The 14016-nt window shown below is 67.0% G+C and carries 15 protein-coding genes and 1 tRNA gene; 7 read left to right on the top strand and 9 right to left on the bottom strand.

The window, feature by feature from the left end:
* The first annotated feature begins 32 nt into the window (after positions 1 to 32).
* The 6 genes from MST3598_RS07335 to MST3598_RS07360 all read left to right on the top strand — a co-directional run bounded on the left by MST3598_RS07335 (position 33) and on the right by MST3598_RS07360 (position 5430).
* The gene (locus MST3598_RS07335; protein WP_021198530.1) at positions 33 to 995 is read left to right on the top strand and encodes an ABC transporter permease; all 963 of its coding nucleotides are present in this window, start codon (positions 33 to 35) and stop codon (positions 993 to 995) included.
* On the top strand, positions 992 to 1891 hold the full coding sequence (locus MST3598_RS07340) for an ABC transporter permease (protein WP_021198531.1): 900 nt from the start codon (positions 992 to 994) through the stop codon (positions 1889 to 1891). The genes MST3598_RS07335 and MST3598_RS07340 overlap by 4 nt, the downstream gene beginning before the upstream one ends.
* A gap of 9 nt (positions 1892 to 1900) precedes the next feature.
* Positions 1901 to 3079, top strand: a complete 1179-nt coding sequence (locus tag MST3598_RS07345) for a M24 family metallopeptidase (protein ID WP_029260179.1) — start codon at positions 1901 to 1903, stop codon at positions 3077 to 3079.
* Between the two features lie 30 nt (positions 3080 to 3109).
* Positions 3110 to 4009 (top strand): alpha/beta fold hydrolase, encoded by a 900-nt coding sequence (locus tag MST3598_RS07350; protein WP_021198533.1) that lies wholly within the window; start codon positions 3110 to 3112, stop codon positions 4007 to 4009.
* 23 nt (positions 4010 to 4032) lie between these two features.
* Positions 4033 to 5040 (top strand): Lrp/AsnC family transcriptional regulator, encoded by a 1008-nt coding sequence (locus MST3598_RS07355; RefSeq protein ID WP_021198534.1) that lies wholly within the window; start codon positions 4033 to 4035, stop codon positions 5038 to 5040.
* A gap of 105 nt (positions 5041 to 5145) precedes the next feature.
* The gene (locus MST3598_RS07360) at positions 5146 to 5430 is read left to right on the top strand and encodes a hypothetical protein (protein ID WP_021198535.1); all 285 of its coding nucleotides are present in this window, start codon (positions 5146 to 5148) and stop codon (positions 5428 to 5430) included.
* 106 nt (positions 5431 to 5536) lie between these two features.
* Here MST3598_RS07360 and MST3598_RS07365 read toward each other — a convergent pair whose 3' ends face one another.
* The 6 genes from MST3598_RS07365 to MST3598_RS07390 all read right to left on the bottom strand — a co-directional run bounded on the left by MST3598_RS07365 (position 5537) and on the right by MST3598_RS07390 (position 8570).
* On the bottom strand, positions 5537 to 6187 hold the full coding sequence (locus tag MST3598_RS07365; protein WP_051671188.1) for a CueP family metal-binding protein: 651 nt from the start codon (positions 6185 to 6187) through the stop codon (positions 5537 to 5539).
* Between the two features lie 70 nt (positions 6188 to 6257).
* Positions 6258 to 6863, bottom strand: coding sequence for a DUF305 domain-containing protein (locus MST3598_RS07370; RefSeq protein ID WP_029260183.1), 606 nt, complete (start codon positions 6861 to 6863; stop codon positions 6258 to 6260).
* Between the two features lie 106 nt (positions 6864 to 6969).
* Positions 6970 to 7443 carry a DUF6153 family protein gene (locus MST3598_RS07375; RefSeq protein WP_051671189.1) on the bottom strand — a complete coding sequence of 158 codons (474 nt, stop codon included), beginning with the start codon at positions 7441 to 7443 and terminating at the stop codon, positions 6970 to 6972.
* 65 nt (positions 7444 to 7508) lie between these two features.
* Positions 7509 to 7706 carry a hypothetical protein gene (locus MST3598_RS07380; RefSeq protein WP_029260185.1) on the bottom strand — a complete coding sequence of 66 codons (198 nt, stop codon included), beginning with the start codon at positions 7704 to 7706 and terminating at the stop codon, positions 7509 to 7511.
* A 106-nt stretch (positions 7707 to 7812) separates the two neighbouring features.
* The gene (locus tag MST3598_RS07385) at positions 7813 to 8433 is read right to left on the bottom strand and encodes a hypothetical protein (RefSeq protein ID WP_029260186.1); all 621 of its coding nucleotides are present in this window, start codon (positions 8431 to 8433) and stop codon (positions 7813 to 7815) included.
* Positions 8434 to 8497: 64 nt separating this feature from the next.
* Positions 8498 to 8570: transfer RNA gene (locus tag MST3598_RS07390), tRNA-Ala, on the bottom strand.
* A gap of 146 nt (positions 8571 to 8716) precedes the next feature.
* Between MST3598_RS07390 and MST3598_RS07395 the strand changes: the two genes are divergently transcribed.
* Complete coding sequence (locus MST3598_RS07395; RefSeq protein ID WP_029260187.1) at positions 8717 to 9787, top strand: NAD(P)-binding domain-containing protein; 1071 nt, start codon at positions 8717 to 8719, stop codon at positions 9785 to 9787.
* Here MST3598_RS07395 and MST3598_RS07400 read toward each other — a convergent pair.
* The 3 genes from MST3598_RS07400 to MST3598_RS07410 form a co-directional block, all read right to left on the bottom strand.
* Positions 9774 to 10796 carry a DUF2804 domain-containing protein gene (locus tag MST3598_RS07400; RefSeq protein ID WP_029260188.1) on the bottom strand — a complete coding sequence of 341 codons (1023 nt, stop codon included), beginning with the start codon at positions 10794 to 10796 and terminating at the stop codon, positions 9774 to 9776. The two genes, MST3598_RS07395 and MST3598_RS07400, sit on opposite strands and share 14 nt — an antisense overlap.
* Before the next feature lie 375 nt (positions 10797 to 11171).
* On the bottom strand, positions 11172 to 12704 hold the full coding sequence (locus MST3598_RS07405; RefSeq protein ID WP_051671190.1) for an MFS transporter: 1533 nt from the start codon (positions 12702 to 12704) through the stop codon (positions 11172 to 11174).
* Entirely contained in the window at positions 12701 to 13933 is a 1233-nt protein-coding gene (locus MST3598_RS07410) for an amidohydrolase (protein WP_029260190.1), read from the bottom strand. The genes MST3598_RS07405 and MST3598_RS07410 overlap by 4 nt, the downstream gene beginning before the upstream one ends.
* Between the last annotated feature and the right edge of the window lie 83 nt (positions 13934 to 14016).

Genomic DNA, 14016 nt, shown 5'->3' on the forward strand with positions numbered 1-14016 from the left:
CAACCACTGAAATCTCGAGGAAGGTCGCCCGGGTGTCCCGAGCATCGTTCATTCTCCGTCGCGTGGGTCGAGGTCTCCTCACGATCTGGTTCGCCGTGACCGTGACGTTCCTGCTCCTGCGTCTGCTTCCCGGCGACCCGGCCCTGGCGCTGGCGAGTCCGAACATGACGGACGACATCCGGGCGACCATCCTCGAGCAGTACGGGCTGGACCAGCCCCTGATCGTGCAATACGGGCTCTACATGTGGCAGCTGCTGCAGGGCAACCTCGGCATCTCGTTCACGCAGTCGATCCCGGTCACCGATGTCCTCATGCAGCGGCTGCCGTGGACCCTTCTCCTGACGATCACGGCACTGGTGCTCACGATCCTCATCGGCGTTCCACTCGGCGTCGCGGCTGCGTCCCACAAGGGGCGCTTCATCGACAGGGCGGTGCAGGTGGTCGGCGTGACGGGGCAGTCCCTGTTCGTCCCGAGCGTCGCCATCCTCCTGCTCTTCGTGTTCGGGTTGAACCTCGGATGGTTCCCGATCGGAGGTGCCTACACCAACAACACCTACGGCTTCGAGTGGTACCTCAGCGTCGCGCAGCACCTCGTCCTCCCGGCGGTGTCGCTCATGCTCATCCAGGTCGGCTCCTACGTGCTCACGATGCGTTCGACGCTGATCGAGACGCTCGGCGAGGACTACATCCTCCTGGCGAAGGCGAACGGCATCCGTGGCAGCCGCATCCTCTGGAAGCACGCCCTGCGCAACGCCCTGCTCCCCACCACGACCCTGATCGGCCTGCAACTCGGATTCCTGGTCGGCGGTGCAGTACTCACCGAGACCGTGTTTGCCTATCCGGGCATCGGGCGCGGGATCTACGAGGCCGTCACACAGCTCGACTTCCCCGTGCTGCAGGGCGCCTTCCTCATGCTCGCCATCACCGTCGTGGTCGCCAACACGATCACCGACATCATCTACGGCTACCTGGACCCGAGAGTGAAGACCTCATGACCGCTCCGATGCCCGCCTCAGAGACCCTCGCTCCGAGCGAGCCGACCGCCGCCGGCAGCGAGCGGGCGAGCGCGCACACCTGGCGCGCTTTCCGCCGGGACCCGCTCGGCATGATCTCGCTCGGGCTGCTGATCCTGCTGGTGATCGTGGCTCTCGCGGCGCCGCTGATCGCGCCCTATCCCGCCAGCTACGGACCGGACGTCCTGCGTCCGCCGAGCGGCGACCACTGGTTCGGTACCGACGCACTGGGCCGCGATGTCTTCTCCGAGGTGATCTGGGGAACGCAGCAGAGTGTGCTCGTCGCGGTGGCCGCCTCGCTGATCGCGATCGTCTTCGGCACGATCATCGCTGTTCTCGGCGCCTACTTCCGCAAGCTCGACAGCTTCATCAGCGTGATCGTCGACATGACGCTCTCGCTGCCGGTGCTCCCGCTCATGATCCTGATCGCCGCGCTCGTGGGGCCGAGCACGTCGACGATCATCTTCGTGGTCGCCGCGTTCTCCTGGCCGGAGGTCACCCGTCTCGTGCGCTCGCAGGCGCTGACCGTGGTCGGGCTGCCCTATGTCGATGCCTCGCGCCTGATGACCACCTCTCCGGTCTGGATCATCACGAAACACGTCCTCCCCGCCGTCACGCCGGTGGTCGTGGTGTCCGTGGTCGTGACGGCCTCGCGGGCCGTGCTCTCGGCCGCCGGACTCGCCTTCCTCGGCCTCGGCGACCCGACGACCTGGTCCTGGGGTCGCATCCTCTACGAGGCGCAGCAGGCCGGCGCGATGGTCAGTGCCTGGTGGCTGACACTGTTCCCCTCGATCGCGATCCTCATCCTGGTGCTGTCCGCGACCCTGTTGTCGATCGCCTACAACGATGCGCGCAACCCGCGCCACCTCGCCCGATAGGAGCCGGAGATGACCGAGTTCGATCAGCGGCTCGCGCCCGAGTTCTTCGATCGCGTGCAGACCGGTGTCCGCGACCGGATGGGGGCGCAGGGCTTCGACGCCTTCCTCACCGACCATCCGGAGGACATCGCGTACCTCACCGGCTTCTTCCACCACCCTTCCGAGCGTCCGGTGGCGATCTGGATCGAGGCGAACGGCAGGGTGGTGATGCTGTTGCCCGAACTGGAACGCGAGTACGCAGAGTCGCAGTCCGCGAGGGCAGAACTGGTGGCGTTCTTCGAGTTCCCCGGAGTCGTTGCACCGTTCGAGGCTCTGGCTCGCGCGGTCTCGCCGCGGGGGCGGGTCGGGTTCGCGTCGTCCATGCCGTTCTCCCGTCTCTCGGCGGTGAGGGAGGCGATGCCCGGAGCCGATCTCGTCGCCTCGGATCTGTTGACCCGCGCCCGTTTCGTGAAGTTCCCCGAGGAGGTGACCCTGCACCGCGAGGCCGCCCGCGTGACGGATCGGATGCTCGAGGCCGGGGTTTCGCTGGTGGTCGAGGCCGTCGCAGCCGGGGGAGAGCTCCCCACCGAGGCCGAGCTCGAGCGTCACGTCACGGCGACGGGTACCGGCATCATGTACGCAGAGCACCGCAACGTGGTGGTGGCCTCCCTGCTCGCCGGCGGGCTGGTCTACTCCGGCGCGAACTCCGCCTTCCCGCACGGGCTCCCTTCGGTGAACCGCCTCAAAGCCGGCGACACCTTCATGCTGTCGTTGGGCTGCGCGGTGGGCGGTCGCTTCATCGAGGGCGAGCGCACCTTCGTGCTGGGCGAGCCCACGGCGGAGCAGCGGCGCTACCACGACACGATCAACGCGGCGCAGCAGCTCGGGCGTGAGACCATCCGCGCCGGGCTCGAGTGTCGCGAAGCCAACCGCCTCTGTCTCGACGTGATCCGCGGTGCCGGACTCGGCGCGTTCATCCGGCATCGTCAAGGACACGGAATCGGTCTCGGCATGCACGAGGCGCCCTGGCTGGAAGACGGCGATGCGACGCTGCTGGAGGCGGGCATGGTCGTCTCGAACGAGCCGGGCATCTACGTCCCACGGCACGCGGGGTACCGCATCAGCGACAGCATGCTCGTGACGGACACCGGCGCCGAACCTCTGACCACCTACCCCCGCAGTCTCGACGACTGCATCATCGCGCTCTGACGCCCCGGAATCCGAGAGAGAGAAGAGAACATGACATCGACACCGCCGGTATCGCCGGAGTTCGCCGCAGCCACCAGCACCCACGAGTGGGTCGAGATCAACGGCAACCACCTGGCCGTCGAGGTGCTCGGTCCTGAGGGGGCGCCCGTCATCATCACCCACCACGGTGCTCCTGGTCTCGGTTCCCGTGCGGAACCGCGTGCCAGCTTCGGGCGCCTGGCCGACGAGTACCGCGTCGTGGTGTTCGATGCGCGCGGGAGCGGCCAGAGCGACGGGGAAGGCGTCTACAGCCACGAGCAGTGGGCGGCGGACATCGATGGTCTGCGGGAATGGATCGGCGCCGAGAAGATCGTGATGGCGGGGGGCTCGTACGGCGGCTTCATGGCCATGGAGTACGCGCTGCGATACCCGGAGCGGGTGGCGGCCATCGTGCTGCGCGACACTTCGCCGGACAACTCCAACGCCCATCTGGCTCGCGAGAACGCGCTCGCCTCCGACCGCGTGACGATCGACATGGAGAAGTTCGATCGCATCGACGTGGGACAGGTCCACGACGACGAAGACCTCAAGGACTGCTGGCGCGAGATCCTGCCTCTGTACGACTTCGTCTACGATCCGGAGGCGACCGAGCGCAAGGTGCAGGCCACGCCGTACCGCTACCGCGCGCACAACTACGCCTTCTCGGTGAACCTTCCGAATTATGACCTCAAGCCACGGCTGCACGAGATCGGTGTGCCGACACTCATCACCGTGGGCCGGACGGACTGGATCACGCCAGTATCGTGTAGCCAGACGATCGCCGATCTCATCCCGGACTCCGAGATGGTGGTGTTCGAGAAATCGGGGCACTCCCCGCAGATCGAGGAGGCAGAGGCGTGGACGAAGACCGTGCGCACGTTCCTGCACCGGGTGTACCCGCCGACCCGATGAGCAGTGTTCACCTGACGAGAGAAGTGAACGACCTCGACCGACGGATCGTCGTAGCGCTGCAGCAGGACGGGCGCGCAAGCTGGACATCGATCGCGGAGTTCGCCGGAGCATCGGTCTCGACCGTCACGCGACGCGGCCAGCAGCTGCTGGCGGAAGGGCTGGTGCGTGTAGGGATCGTGCCGACCCTGGGCAGCGAAGGGCACGTGGAGACCTTCTTCGTGCGCATCAACTGCACACCGGGGTCGCAGTTGAGTGTCGCGCAGGCGCTGATCGGCTCGCCCTACGTGCGCTTCGTGACCTTGGTGACCGGCAAGTTCGACGTGTTCGCCGAGGTCGTCATCCCGGGCGACTCCGCGACGTATGCGCATGTCCTCACCGATCTGCAGGCGATCCCGGGCGTCGAACGGTGGCGCAGCGACCTGGTCGTGCACACGTACAAGGTGAGCTTCGACTGGGGGCGGCAGCTCTACGACGCCCATGCCGAGGCTGCAAGCGACCCGCAGTCGTACATGCCCGCGCCGAACACTTGCGATCCCACGCACTTCGATGACGCCGACCGGGCCATCGTCGAAGAGCTGCGTCACAACGGCCGTGCGTCGTTCCAGTCGATCGGCGACACGCTCGACATGAACGAGAGCAGCGTGCGCCGTCGCTACGAGCGGATGCGCAACGCCGGATGCCTGACCACCGTGACGATGGTGCCGGCATCGGCACTGGGGATGAGTGCCGAGACACTGTTGATCCTGCGGGTAGAACCGTCGCGGATCGCCTCCGTCGCCCAGACGCTCGCCCATCACGTGTCGGTGCGATTCCTCGCCGCGGCGTTGGAGGAGAACTCGCTCTATTGCGAGATCATCCTTCCGAGCACCGAGACCCTGCACGACTTCCTCACCGGGACCATCGCGCACCTCAAGGGAGTTCGCGGATGGAATGCGGCGATGGAGCTCGTCTTCATGAAGCGCGGCTTCATCGAGACGCCGTGGTGGCGGGCCCAGGTGGCCTCGGCAGGGGCTGTGGACGCCGGGTCGTAGCCCCGGGTTTCCGTGACGGCACCCTCCGCGCGTGGTGTCAAGGGGCTTTCCCGGGCGCGGTCTGTGTCGCACTCTCTAGGGAGAGAGAGTCCTGGAGGGCCCCACATGTCTGAACTTCCGGATCCGCGTTTCATGCTGAATCGCATCACGGCGTCGGAATGGGTGATCAACGACCTTCGATACTCGCCCAACGACCCGCGCCATGTCGTCGCGTGCGTGTACGAACTCGCCGAGACCGAGGTCGAGGTGACCTGGCTGCGTGACCTGCCGCTCGCCACGCGTTATGGAACCGCATTCGAGGTGCTCGAGGATGTCGAGAGGATGCGTGGTTCGAGCAGGGCCACACGTCCGATCTCCATCCCCCATCGGCCGCCGCTGCTGGCGACCTAGTCGTCCCGCGGCACGGACAGCGAACGAAGAAGCGCACCTCCTCGATCTCCGAGGGGGTGCGCTTCCTCCATGCCGCGTTGCGGAGCTCAGGCGGCCACGTGCGGGATCACAGCAGCTGCAGATCGGTCACGCACGTGCGATCGTCCGGCGACGTGGTCGACAGCGGCACGGTGCCCGTCAGGCCGGCGCTCTCGACGGTCAGCGTCGCCTCGATTCCCCGAGGCACCCAGACGCCGGTGAACCCGTTGTCGTGGGTGCGGCGCATCTCGTCGATGAGCACCGTCCCGTCGTCGGCGGTGAGGACGATGCGCATCTCGGTGTCGGAGAGCTCGCCGACGCACGTCGTGAGGCTGTGGAAGTGGCACTCATGGGTCTGTTCGCGGAATGGTGCGACCGAGATGTACACCGCGTCGTCGGGCATCGGCAGCCTACTCTCCCGGCCGGTGGTGTCACGCAGCAGGAGCGCGTCGGGTTCGACGGATGCGAGGAGATCGTCCGGGCGGTCCGCCACGGGCATCGCGTCGAGTCGTTCGATCACCTCGCCGACGTCGAGCCCCACGAGATCGTGCGCGGCGAGCAGGTCCCGCGCCGACGCCACCGAGTCGACGTCGGCGGGGGAGACGGCGGGCGCGCACCCGGACAGGGCGATTCCGGCGACGGCCAACGCGGCGAGCCCTGCGGACAGCCTCCGTCGTCGGGGTGATGCGGAGACCGACGGAGAGGCGGGAGACGTGGTGGAGGGGAGGGGATGGTTCATGGGGACGGTCCTTCGTGCGAGGTGGGGCCGGTGTGGGCGGGGATACGCCGACACCGACCCCGAAATGGGTTCAGAGGGTGGAGAGGAGGTCCTTCATCTCCTGGATCTCCTCGGTCTGCGCGTCGATGATCGTCTGGGCGAGTTCGATCGCTTCCGGATCGCTCCCGCCGTCGACCTCCGCCCGCGCCATCTCGACGGCTCCCTCGTGGTGCACGATCATCTGGTCGAGGAACAGGCGCGACGCTTCGGGACCGTCGGCGGAGCGGAGCGCGGCGAGGTCGTCGTCGCTCATCATCCCGTCGCCGTGGTCCATCCCGTTCGCGTCGCGGTCGTCGGAGCCGATGCCCCAATCGTCCAACCAGCCCTCGAGCTGTTCGATCTCCGGGCCCTGCGCGGCCTTGATCCGCTGGGCGAGTTCGGCCACCTCGGGGTCGATCCCCTCCACTCCGAGCACGATGTCGCTCATCTCGATCGCCTGCTCGTGGTGCACGATCATCATCGAGGCGAACATGACGTCGGCATCGTTGACGTCGGCATCGCTCATGCCGGCCGATGGTGACGACGAGCTGTGGTCCATGCCGGGCATGGAAGCGTCGTCGGTGCCGGTCGCGCAGCCGGACAGCAGCAGAACGGCGGACAGGGTGAGTGCGGCGGTTGCCGCAGCACGAATCTTCATGGGTGTGTTCTCCAAATACGCATAGTCGTTGCGCACACGCCGGACGGCGGCGCGCGAGGGTGAGAGGCCTGGAGCCGTGGCGCGAGAGCGCGGGCTCGACGGCTGCTCAGGTGCGACTGATGCAGAGAACGTGCAGAGAAGGGGCGCGGGGGAGGACCCGCGCGGCCAGGACCTCGAGAAGGGGCGAGCGGAGGAGCATCGCCGTCCAGCCGCGAAGCACTCCGGGCGCGATGAGGAGCACGAGGGCGAGGAGGAGCGCGAGGACGCACATCATCGCCATGCCGGCGTGATCATCGGTGCCGCAGCCTGCGCAGGACATCGCGGTCGTGCCGGACGGGTCTTCGGACGGGTGCGCCTGCGCCTCTGCGGTGCCGTGATGCGCGGATACCGGCTCGGACACGGTCATCGCCGCCGAAATCGCCGCCGCCGGAGTGTCGGCCGCCGCAGTGCCGTGCAGATTCAGGGTGTGCATCCCCAGCAGCCCCAGGATGACCGCGGCGACGAGGAGCGCGCCCGACAGCACACCCCGGAAGACGCTCGATGAGCCTCTTCCGGACCACGTCGCCGCCACCGGTGCCATGAGAGCAAGTCTACGGGGCGCGGGTGGCGGCGACCGGTGCGCTGCGGGCCGGCGAGGGTGTGCGGTCAGGCGTCGGGGCCGTCGTCGTGCTCGTCCGCGCCGGCAGCGACGCGGTCGGCCTCGGCGCTGTCGACGAGCGCGTCATCGACATCCGGATCGAGAACACGCTCGCCGTCGACCTCCCTCGTCGGCACACCCGTCGGGTCGGTCGGGTCGTCGTCATGGGGGAGCGGGGGAACCGGGGGAATGATCGGGTTCGACATGATCGCATCCTTTCGTCGAGATGGGTTCACGGTAGAACGCGGGGCGTGCGGTCGGAATCGGGTTGACGCTCGTGCAGACGCGCGCTAGCGAGCCGACGCGACGCGGTCATCCGGCGGATCGAGGGTGATAGACCGATTGGGCCTCTACGGCTGCGGTGCCGAAATCACCGTCTGCATTGATGACGTGGCCGCGAGCCAGCGCGAGTCCGGTGGCCCGGCCTCGTCCTTTGAGCACGGCGCCGCGCAGGTCAGGATCGGGGTCGCGGTGGCTCCCGCCGCTCGTGAGCGCGACGTTCACCGCCGTGACATCGCCGAGGATCTGCGATCCATCGCCCAGAGTGGAAGCGCCGGCGAGGTCGATCCTCCCGATCAGACGCACCCGGCTGCCGATCGTGATCACGGAATCGGAACGGTTCGCGAGCAGAGCCACCGCATGCGGGCCGAACTCGTTGTCGGTGCCGATGCTCACGCGTCCGCCGCCGGTCGCCTCGATTCGGGTGCCCTCGAAGAAGCGGTTGTCGTCACCGATGAGGAGAGTGCCGGGGTCGGCGTCGATGCGGACGTTCGGACAGAACACATTGCCGGTCCCGATCTCGGCGTGCGCGGAGAGGAGGGCGGAGAAAGGGTCGAGGAAGACGTTGAGGTCGTCCGCGATGAGCTGGCTCACCGTCCGATATCCCCGCGACGCACGCACACGATCCGCGTAGCCCAGGGGCGTGTGCGTCATCGTGCCTCCTGGTCACTACCGCGTGAAACGAAGAAAGCCCCCGGAGAACCGGGGGCTTCTTCTGTGGACCTGAGGGGACTCGAACCCCTGACCCCCTGCATGCCATGCAGGTGCGCTACCAGCTGCGCCACAGGCCCAGACGCTGTTCCGGACCAGCCGGAGCAACTTGAAAAGAGTACTACACGAATCGACGCGAACACCAATCGGGGAGGGCATCCCGGGCGCGTCACCGTGGAGTGCGGAGGGGAGGAACAAGCGCGCGGCGCCGGGCGTTGAAACCGGCGTGAGCATCCTCGACAGTCTGGTGATCGGCGCAGGGCAGGCCGGCCTCTCGGCATCCTTCCACCTCTCGAGGCTGGGTATCTCGCATGTGGTTCTCGACGCCGACGGACAGCCCGGCGGCGCCTGGCAGCACCGGTGGGACGCGCTGACGATGCGCGATGTGCACGGCGTCGCCGAACTGCCCGGCGACACGCCGCCGCCCCGCGACGGTGCACGCGCCAACGAGGCCGTGCCCGCATACTTCGCGCGATACGAGAAGACGCACGAACTCCCTGTGCTCCGCCCCGTGCACGTCGAGCGCGTCGAGGACCACGACGGTCTTCTCGTCGTGCGGGCGCGTGAGGGGGAGTGGACGACCCGCACCCTCGTGAATGCGACCGGCACCTGGACGCATCCGTTCCTCCCGCACTTCCCCGGCATGGAGACGTTCGTCGGTGAACAGCTGCACACCGTGGACTACCCGGGGCCCGAGCACTTCATCGGCAAGCGGGTGCTCGTCGTGGGCGGGGGAGCGTCGGCCGTGCAGTTCCTCGGGGCACTGGCGCCGATCACCGACACCCTGTGGGTGACCCGGCGCGAACCGGTGTGGCGCCATGACGACTTCACGCCGGAAGCGGGAGCCGCAGCCGTCGCCCTCGTCGAGCGGCGCGTCGCCGCCGGTCTCCCTCCCGAGAGCGTGGTCAGCGTCACCGGACTCATGCTCCGCCCGCAGGAGCGGGAGGCCGAGCGTCTGGGTGCCTACGCCGACCGGCGCCCCCTGTTCGAACGGATCGAACCCGACGGCGTGCGCTGGGCAGACGGCAGCTTCGAGCAGGTCGACGTCATCCTGTGGGCCACCGGCTTCCGCCCCGCGATCAGTCACCTCGCACCTCTGCACCTGCGCAGTGCGGCCGGGGGCATCCAGCTCGACCGGAACGGTCGAGGTACGACGGCGGTCGCAGACCCCCGCGTGCAGTTGGTCGGCTACGGGCCGTCGGCGAGCACGATCGGCGCCAATCGTGCTGGTCGCTCGGCGGCGAAGGGAGTGCAGCGCGCGCTGCAGTCTGCAGGCGTGCGCATCACCAGCGGTTGAGCACCTCCTCCGCGAATCCCTCGATGCCGTCGACGCGCACCCGCGTTCCGTTCTCGTCGCGCACCCAGCCGGTCCAGACACCGAACAGTTGATCGGTCCGGCTCGAGATCACCAGCGCGTTCGTGTGCGAGTGCTTGTCGTAGAACGGGGTGAACACGAGGTCGGCGCTCGTCCCGTGCACGTGCCACGGACGCATGAACTGCTCGGAGTCGTAATCCCACACGAGCTCTTCACTGATCTTCGACAGCCGCCCGTCGACGAGCAGCGCGTTCTCCGTGGCACCCGAGCCGTCGGTCCACTTCGCACCGAGCTGCAACCCGATGACGCGGCCGTCGACGACACCGCTGGCCGCAGCCCAGTTCCAGCGCACGCGATACGGCCAGCGCCCGCGACCGTGGTCCAGTACGGCCCAGCTTCCGGTCGGCACCTCGTGCGCCGCTCCGTCCACCGTCACTGTTCCGGTGGCCGGGCGTGCGACATCTTTGACCGTGTACTGGAAACGGGGGATCTCGTCGCCGAGGCGCCACGGCACGACGACACCGAGCGACTCGTGTGCCTCCGGACGACCGGCCAGCAGGTCGATCGAGACGCGGGGGGTGGAGGCGCGCAGGCGTGTTCCGTCGAAGGTCTCGTCGATGTCGACGGTGATCCGACGCGTGCGCGCTCGGGTGGGCCCCGCGCCGAGAGACGACGGGAGCGTCGCGCTGCGCCCTCCCGGCGAGATCACCGTCGTGTCGATGTCGTCACCGGTCGCGCGATCGAGCACCCACAACTCGTGCAGAGCCATGTAGTCGACGCACGAGACCGTGACGGCGACGATGTGCGACGGCGTCATCACGTTCCAGTACTCCCACCGCTTGTTGCGCCCCCAGTGGCCGCGGCCGGGGATACCCGAGGTGTCGTGAACCGGTGTGCGCGACCAGCCGAGAGCCTCCCGGTTCAGCATCCCGGTGGGCGTGGTGAGAGATACGTGCGCGGTGATCTCGCGCTCGATCAGCGGTGTGGGCATCGTCGTCCTGCTGTCCGGAGGAACACCGTCTCGGGTCGGTGTCGTTGCCCTGAGTGTAGAGGACCGGGTGCGGAGGACCGAGCGCAGAGCACCGAGTGTCGAACAGGGGAGACCGCCGCGGATCGGTATGTCGTGGTGCTCGTCTTGGCGTTCGTCCGTGCTGAGACACCCGGTTGGGTAGTCGATCACGCCGGACGACAACCAGAGCACGACCAGCGTGAGCGTGCCGTCGAGGTGGCCGGACCCGAGTGCCTTCCCCATACGGGGCCCAGCGAGATGAAGCGGGCCGTCCGGCGCACCGCCGGCTCGAAGCTGAGACGGCGAGAGGAGGTGAGGCGCCGGGGCGGCGCCTCACCTCCTCACGATGCGCCGGCTTCAGCGCTTCTGCGCGGATACGGTGCTTTCCCCGGAGAAATCGTCCTCGTCGTTGTACTTGCGCCCCCTGGGGACGGTCGTGACGATCGAAACGATCGCGATCACCAGGAAGATCAGGTTCACCCCGCAGGCCACCATTGCGGCCTCACGCACGGCGACGTTCCCCTGCTCGCCGTGGAAGCTGATCAGATCCCGCAGCCAGGGGACGCCACCCGCCTCTGTGATCGATGTGAAGATCGTCAGTGAGATCGCGGCGCCGATGGCGGCGCCGAGCGACGATGCCATCTTGTAGATGCCCGCACCAGAGCCGGCCTGGCTCGCAGGCAGATTCGAAAGCGCCGCATCGGTCGACGGCGTGGCATAGAAGGCCAGGCCCACGCCGAACAATGTGTACGCGATCACGGCGAGAATCTCATATTGGCCGAGCATAAGGTTGGTCGGCATCAAGAGAACTGCGGTGAGAGCGACGACGAGGGTGCCCCAGACCATCGGCTTGCGTGGGCCGAAGCGACGCAGCATCTTTTCGCCCACGCGGATCAGAGCGATGATCGAGACCGCGTAGCCGAGAGTGAGCAAGCTGGCTTGGAGCGAGCCCAGCCCATTCGGTTCGGCAGCACGAAACAGCTGCTGCGAGACGAGGAGCAGGCCGATGGTCATATTCAGGATGAAGTTGGACAGCGTCGCACCTGTGAACGTAATGTTCTTGAACAGCGCCAAGTCGATGAACGGATTGTCGGTGTTACGTCGCTCGATGAGGATGAATGCCACAGCGGAAACTGCCACCACCGCCATGAGCGCCAGCGTTACCGGCGCGGTCCAGCCGATCTGACGGCCGAACGTGATGATGATCATCAGGGCCAGCGTCATCACCATGAAGGCCACGAGTCCGGGGACGTCGAACTTCCGGTGTCCTGTGGTCGGCGCCTTGCTCTCTGGCGTTCCCCAGATGAGAACGGTCGAAGCCAGCGAGACGACGATCGATGCGATGAAGATCCAGCGCCAGTTCTGCTCGGCCAGAAGCCCTCCGACGATCGCGGAGAGTCCTGAACCGCCCCACGAGCCGATCGACCACATCGAAACGGCGCGCTGCCGTCCTGGACCTTCCCAGTACGTTCGAACGAGGGCCATCGTGGCCGGCATGACAAGGGCGGCTGAGAAGCCCTGCAGTGCACGTCCGCCGAGCATCAGCGGAAGCGCGACGGGACCAGCTGCGGATACGACCAAGACCGAACCGACAATCCCGATGATGTTTCCGATGATCGCGATCCTCACCCGCCCTACCCGATCTGCCACTCCGCCCATGAGGACGATGAACAGCCCCGAGAACAGGGCAGTGATCGATACGGCAAGGTTCATCTGATCGGCGGTGATGTAGGTCTGATCGACGTTGATGTCTGCCAAGACCTCCTGCGCGACCGTTCCAAGGGACCCGGCGAACAGCCAGAAGGTGAAGACGCCGAGGACGATACCGATGAGCAGTTTCGGTGTGCCGCGGTAGTCGGGCGCCGCGGTGGCGCTGGTGCTGGCGCTCATCGTGTCGCCTCCGAGTTCTCACCGAGGTATGCCAGGGCCGCAGTCACCAACGCCTCAGTGCCCGTTCTCAGCGTCGGCTGCATCTGGGGAGCGAAGAGAGGGGAGTGGTTCGGCGGTGCGACGACCCCCGATGGGAACCCGCCGAGTCCCCAGTACGTGTAGGGAATGCCGAAGGCCTCCGGAATCCGAGAGAAATCCTCGCTCGCGGCCAATGGTGTGAGGGCACCCACCCGCGTGTCGCCGAGGCGAAGGCGCATCGCATTGGCCACTCGTTGCGTCGTGGCAGGGTCGTTGTCAGTGAGCGGGAATTGATCGTAGTACTCGAACTCCGGCTCTCGAGGGCAGGCGGACGCTGCGCATTCCGCACGTACGATCCGTTCGATCGCTGCGACGATCTGATCGCGGATATCGGACGAATACGCGCGGGTGTTCACCAGGAGCTCCGCGTGATCGGAGATGACGTTGCTCTTCGAGCCTGCGTGCACAGCGCCGACGGTGACGACGGCTCGCTCGCCGGGTGGCAACTCACGGGACACGATGCTCTGCAGCCGTTGGATCACGGCCGCGGCGACGATCACGGGGTCGACGCCGAGATTCGGCATCGCACCGTGGGAACCCTGACCGTGGATCATGATGCGGATGCTGTCCGCGCAGGCCAGGCTCGGCCCAGCGACCACTGCGATGGTGCCCGTCTCGATTCCGAGCACATGCTGGGCGAGAGCGACATCCGGGCGAGGGATCGCGTCGAGCAGCCCGGCGTCGATCATCGCCTGTGCTCCAGCGGCAGTCTCCTCCGCCGGCTGGAACACGACGATGAGTGAGCCATTCCACGCATTCTGCCGTTCGGCCATCAGCCGCGCCGCACCGAGCAGAGCAGCGACATGTATGTCGTGCCCGCACGCGTGCATGACGCCGACGGCATTCCCGTCCCCATCCTGAGCCGTCACCGTGGACGCGTAGGGCAACCCGGTCTGCTCCGTCACCGGGAGCGCGTCCATATCGGCACGCAGCAGCACTCGCGGCCCGTCCCCATTTGCAAGAACTCCGACGACCCCACCACCGATGTGATGCACGTCGTAACCGAAGCCGTCGAGGTGGTGTGCGGTCACCCCGACTGTGCGCTCTTCGTGGGAGCTCAGTTCAGGGTGGCGGTGAAGATCGAGGTAGATCAGTTCCTGCCAGTCTCGTATCGCATCGAGTTCGACGAGAACTCTGTCCGCGGATGTCATCGTTCGTGACCTTTCATCGTGGGATTCTGGACAGTCATCACGGTAGATATTCACGGGCTTGCGGCCGTCCCGGATGTCGAGTT

Origin of the sequence: Microbacterium sp. TPU 3598, from assembly GCF_002356155.1 — a bacterium.
Taxonomy (GTDB): Bacteria; Actinomycetota; Actinomycetes; order Actinomycetales; family Microbacteriaceae; genus Microbacterium; species Microbacterium maritypicum_A.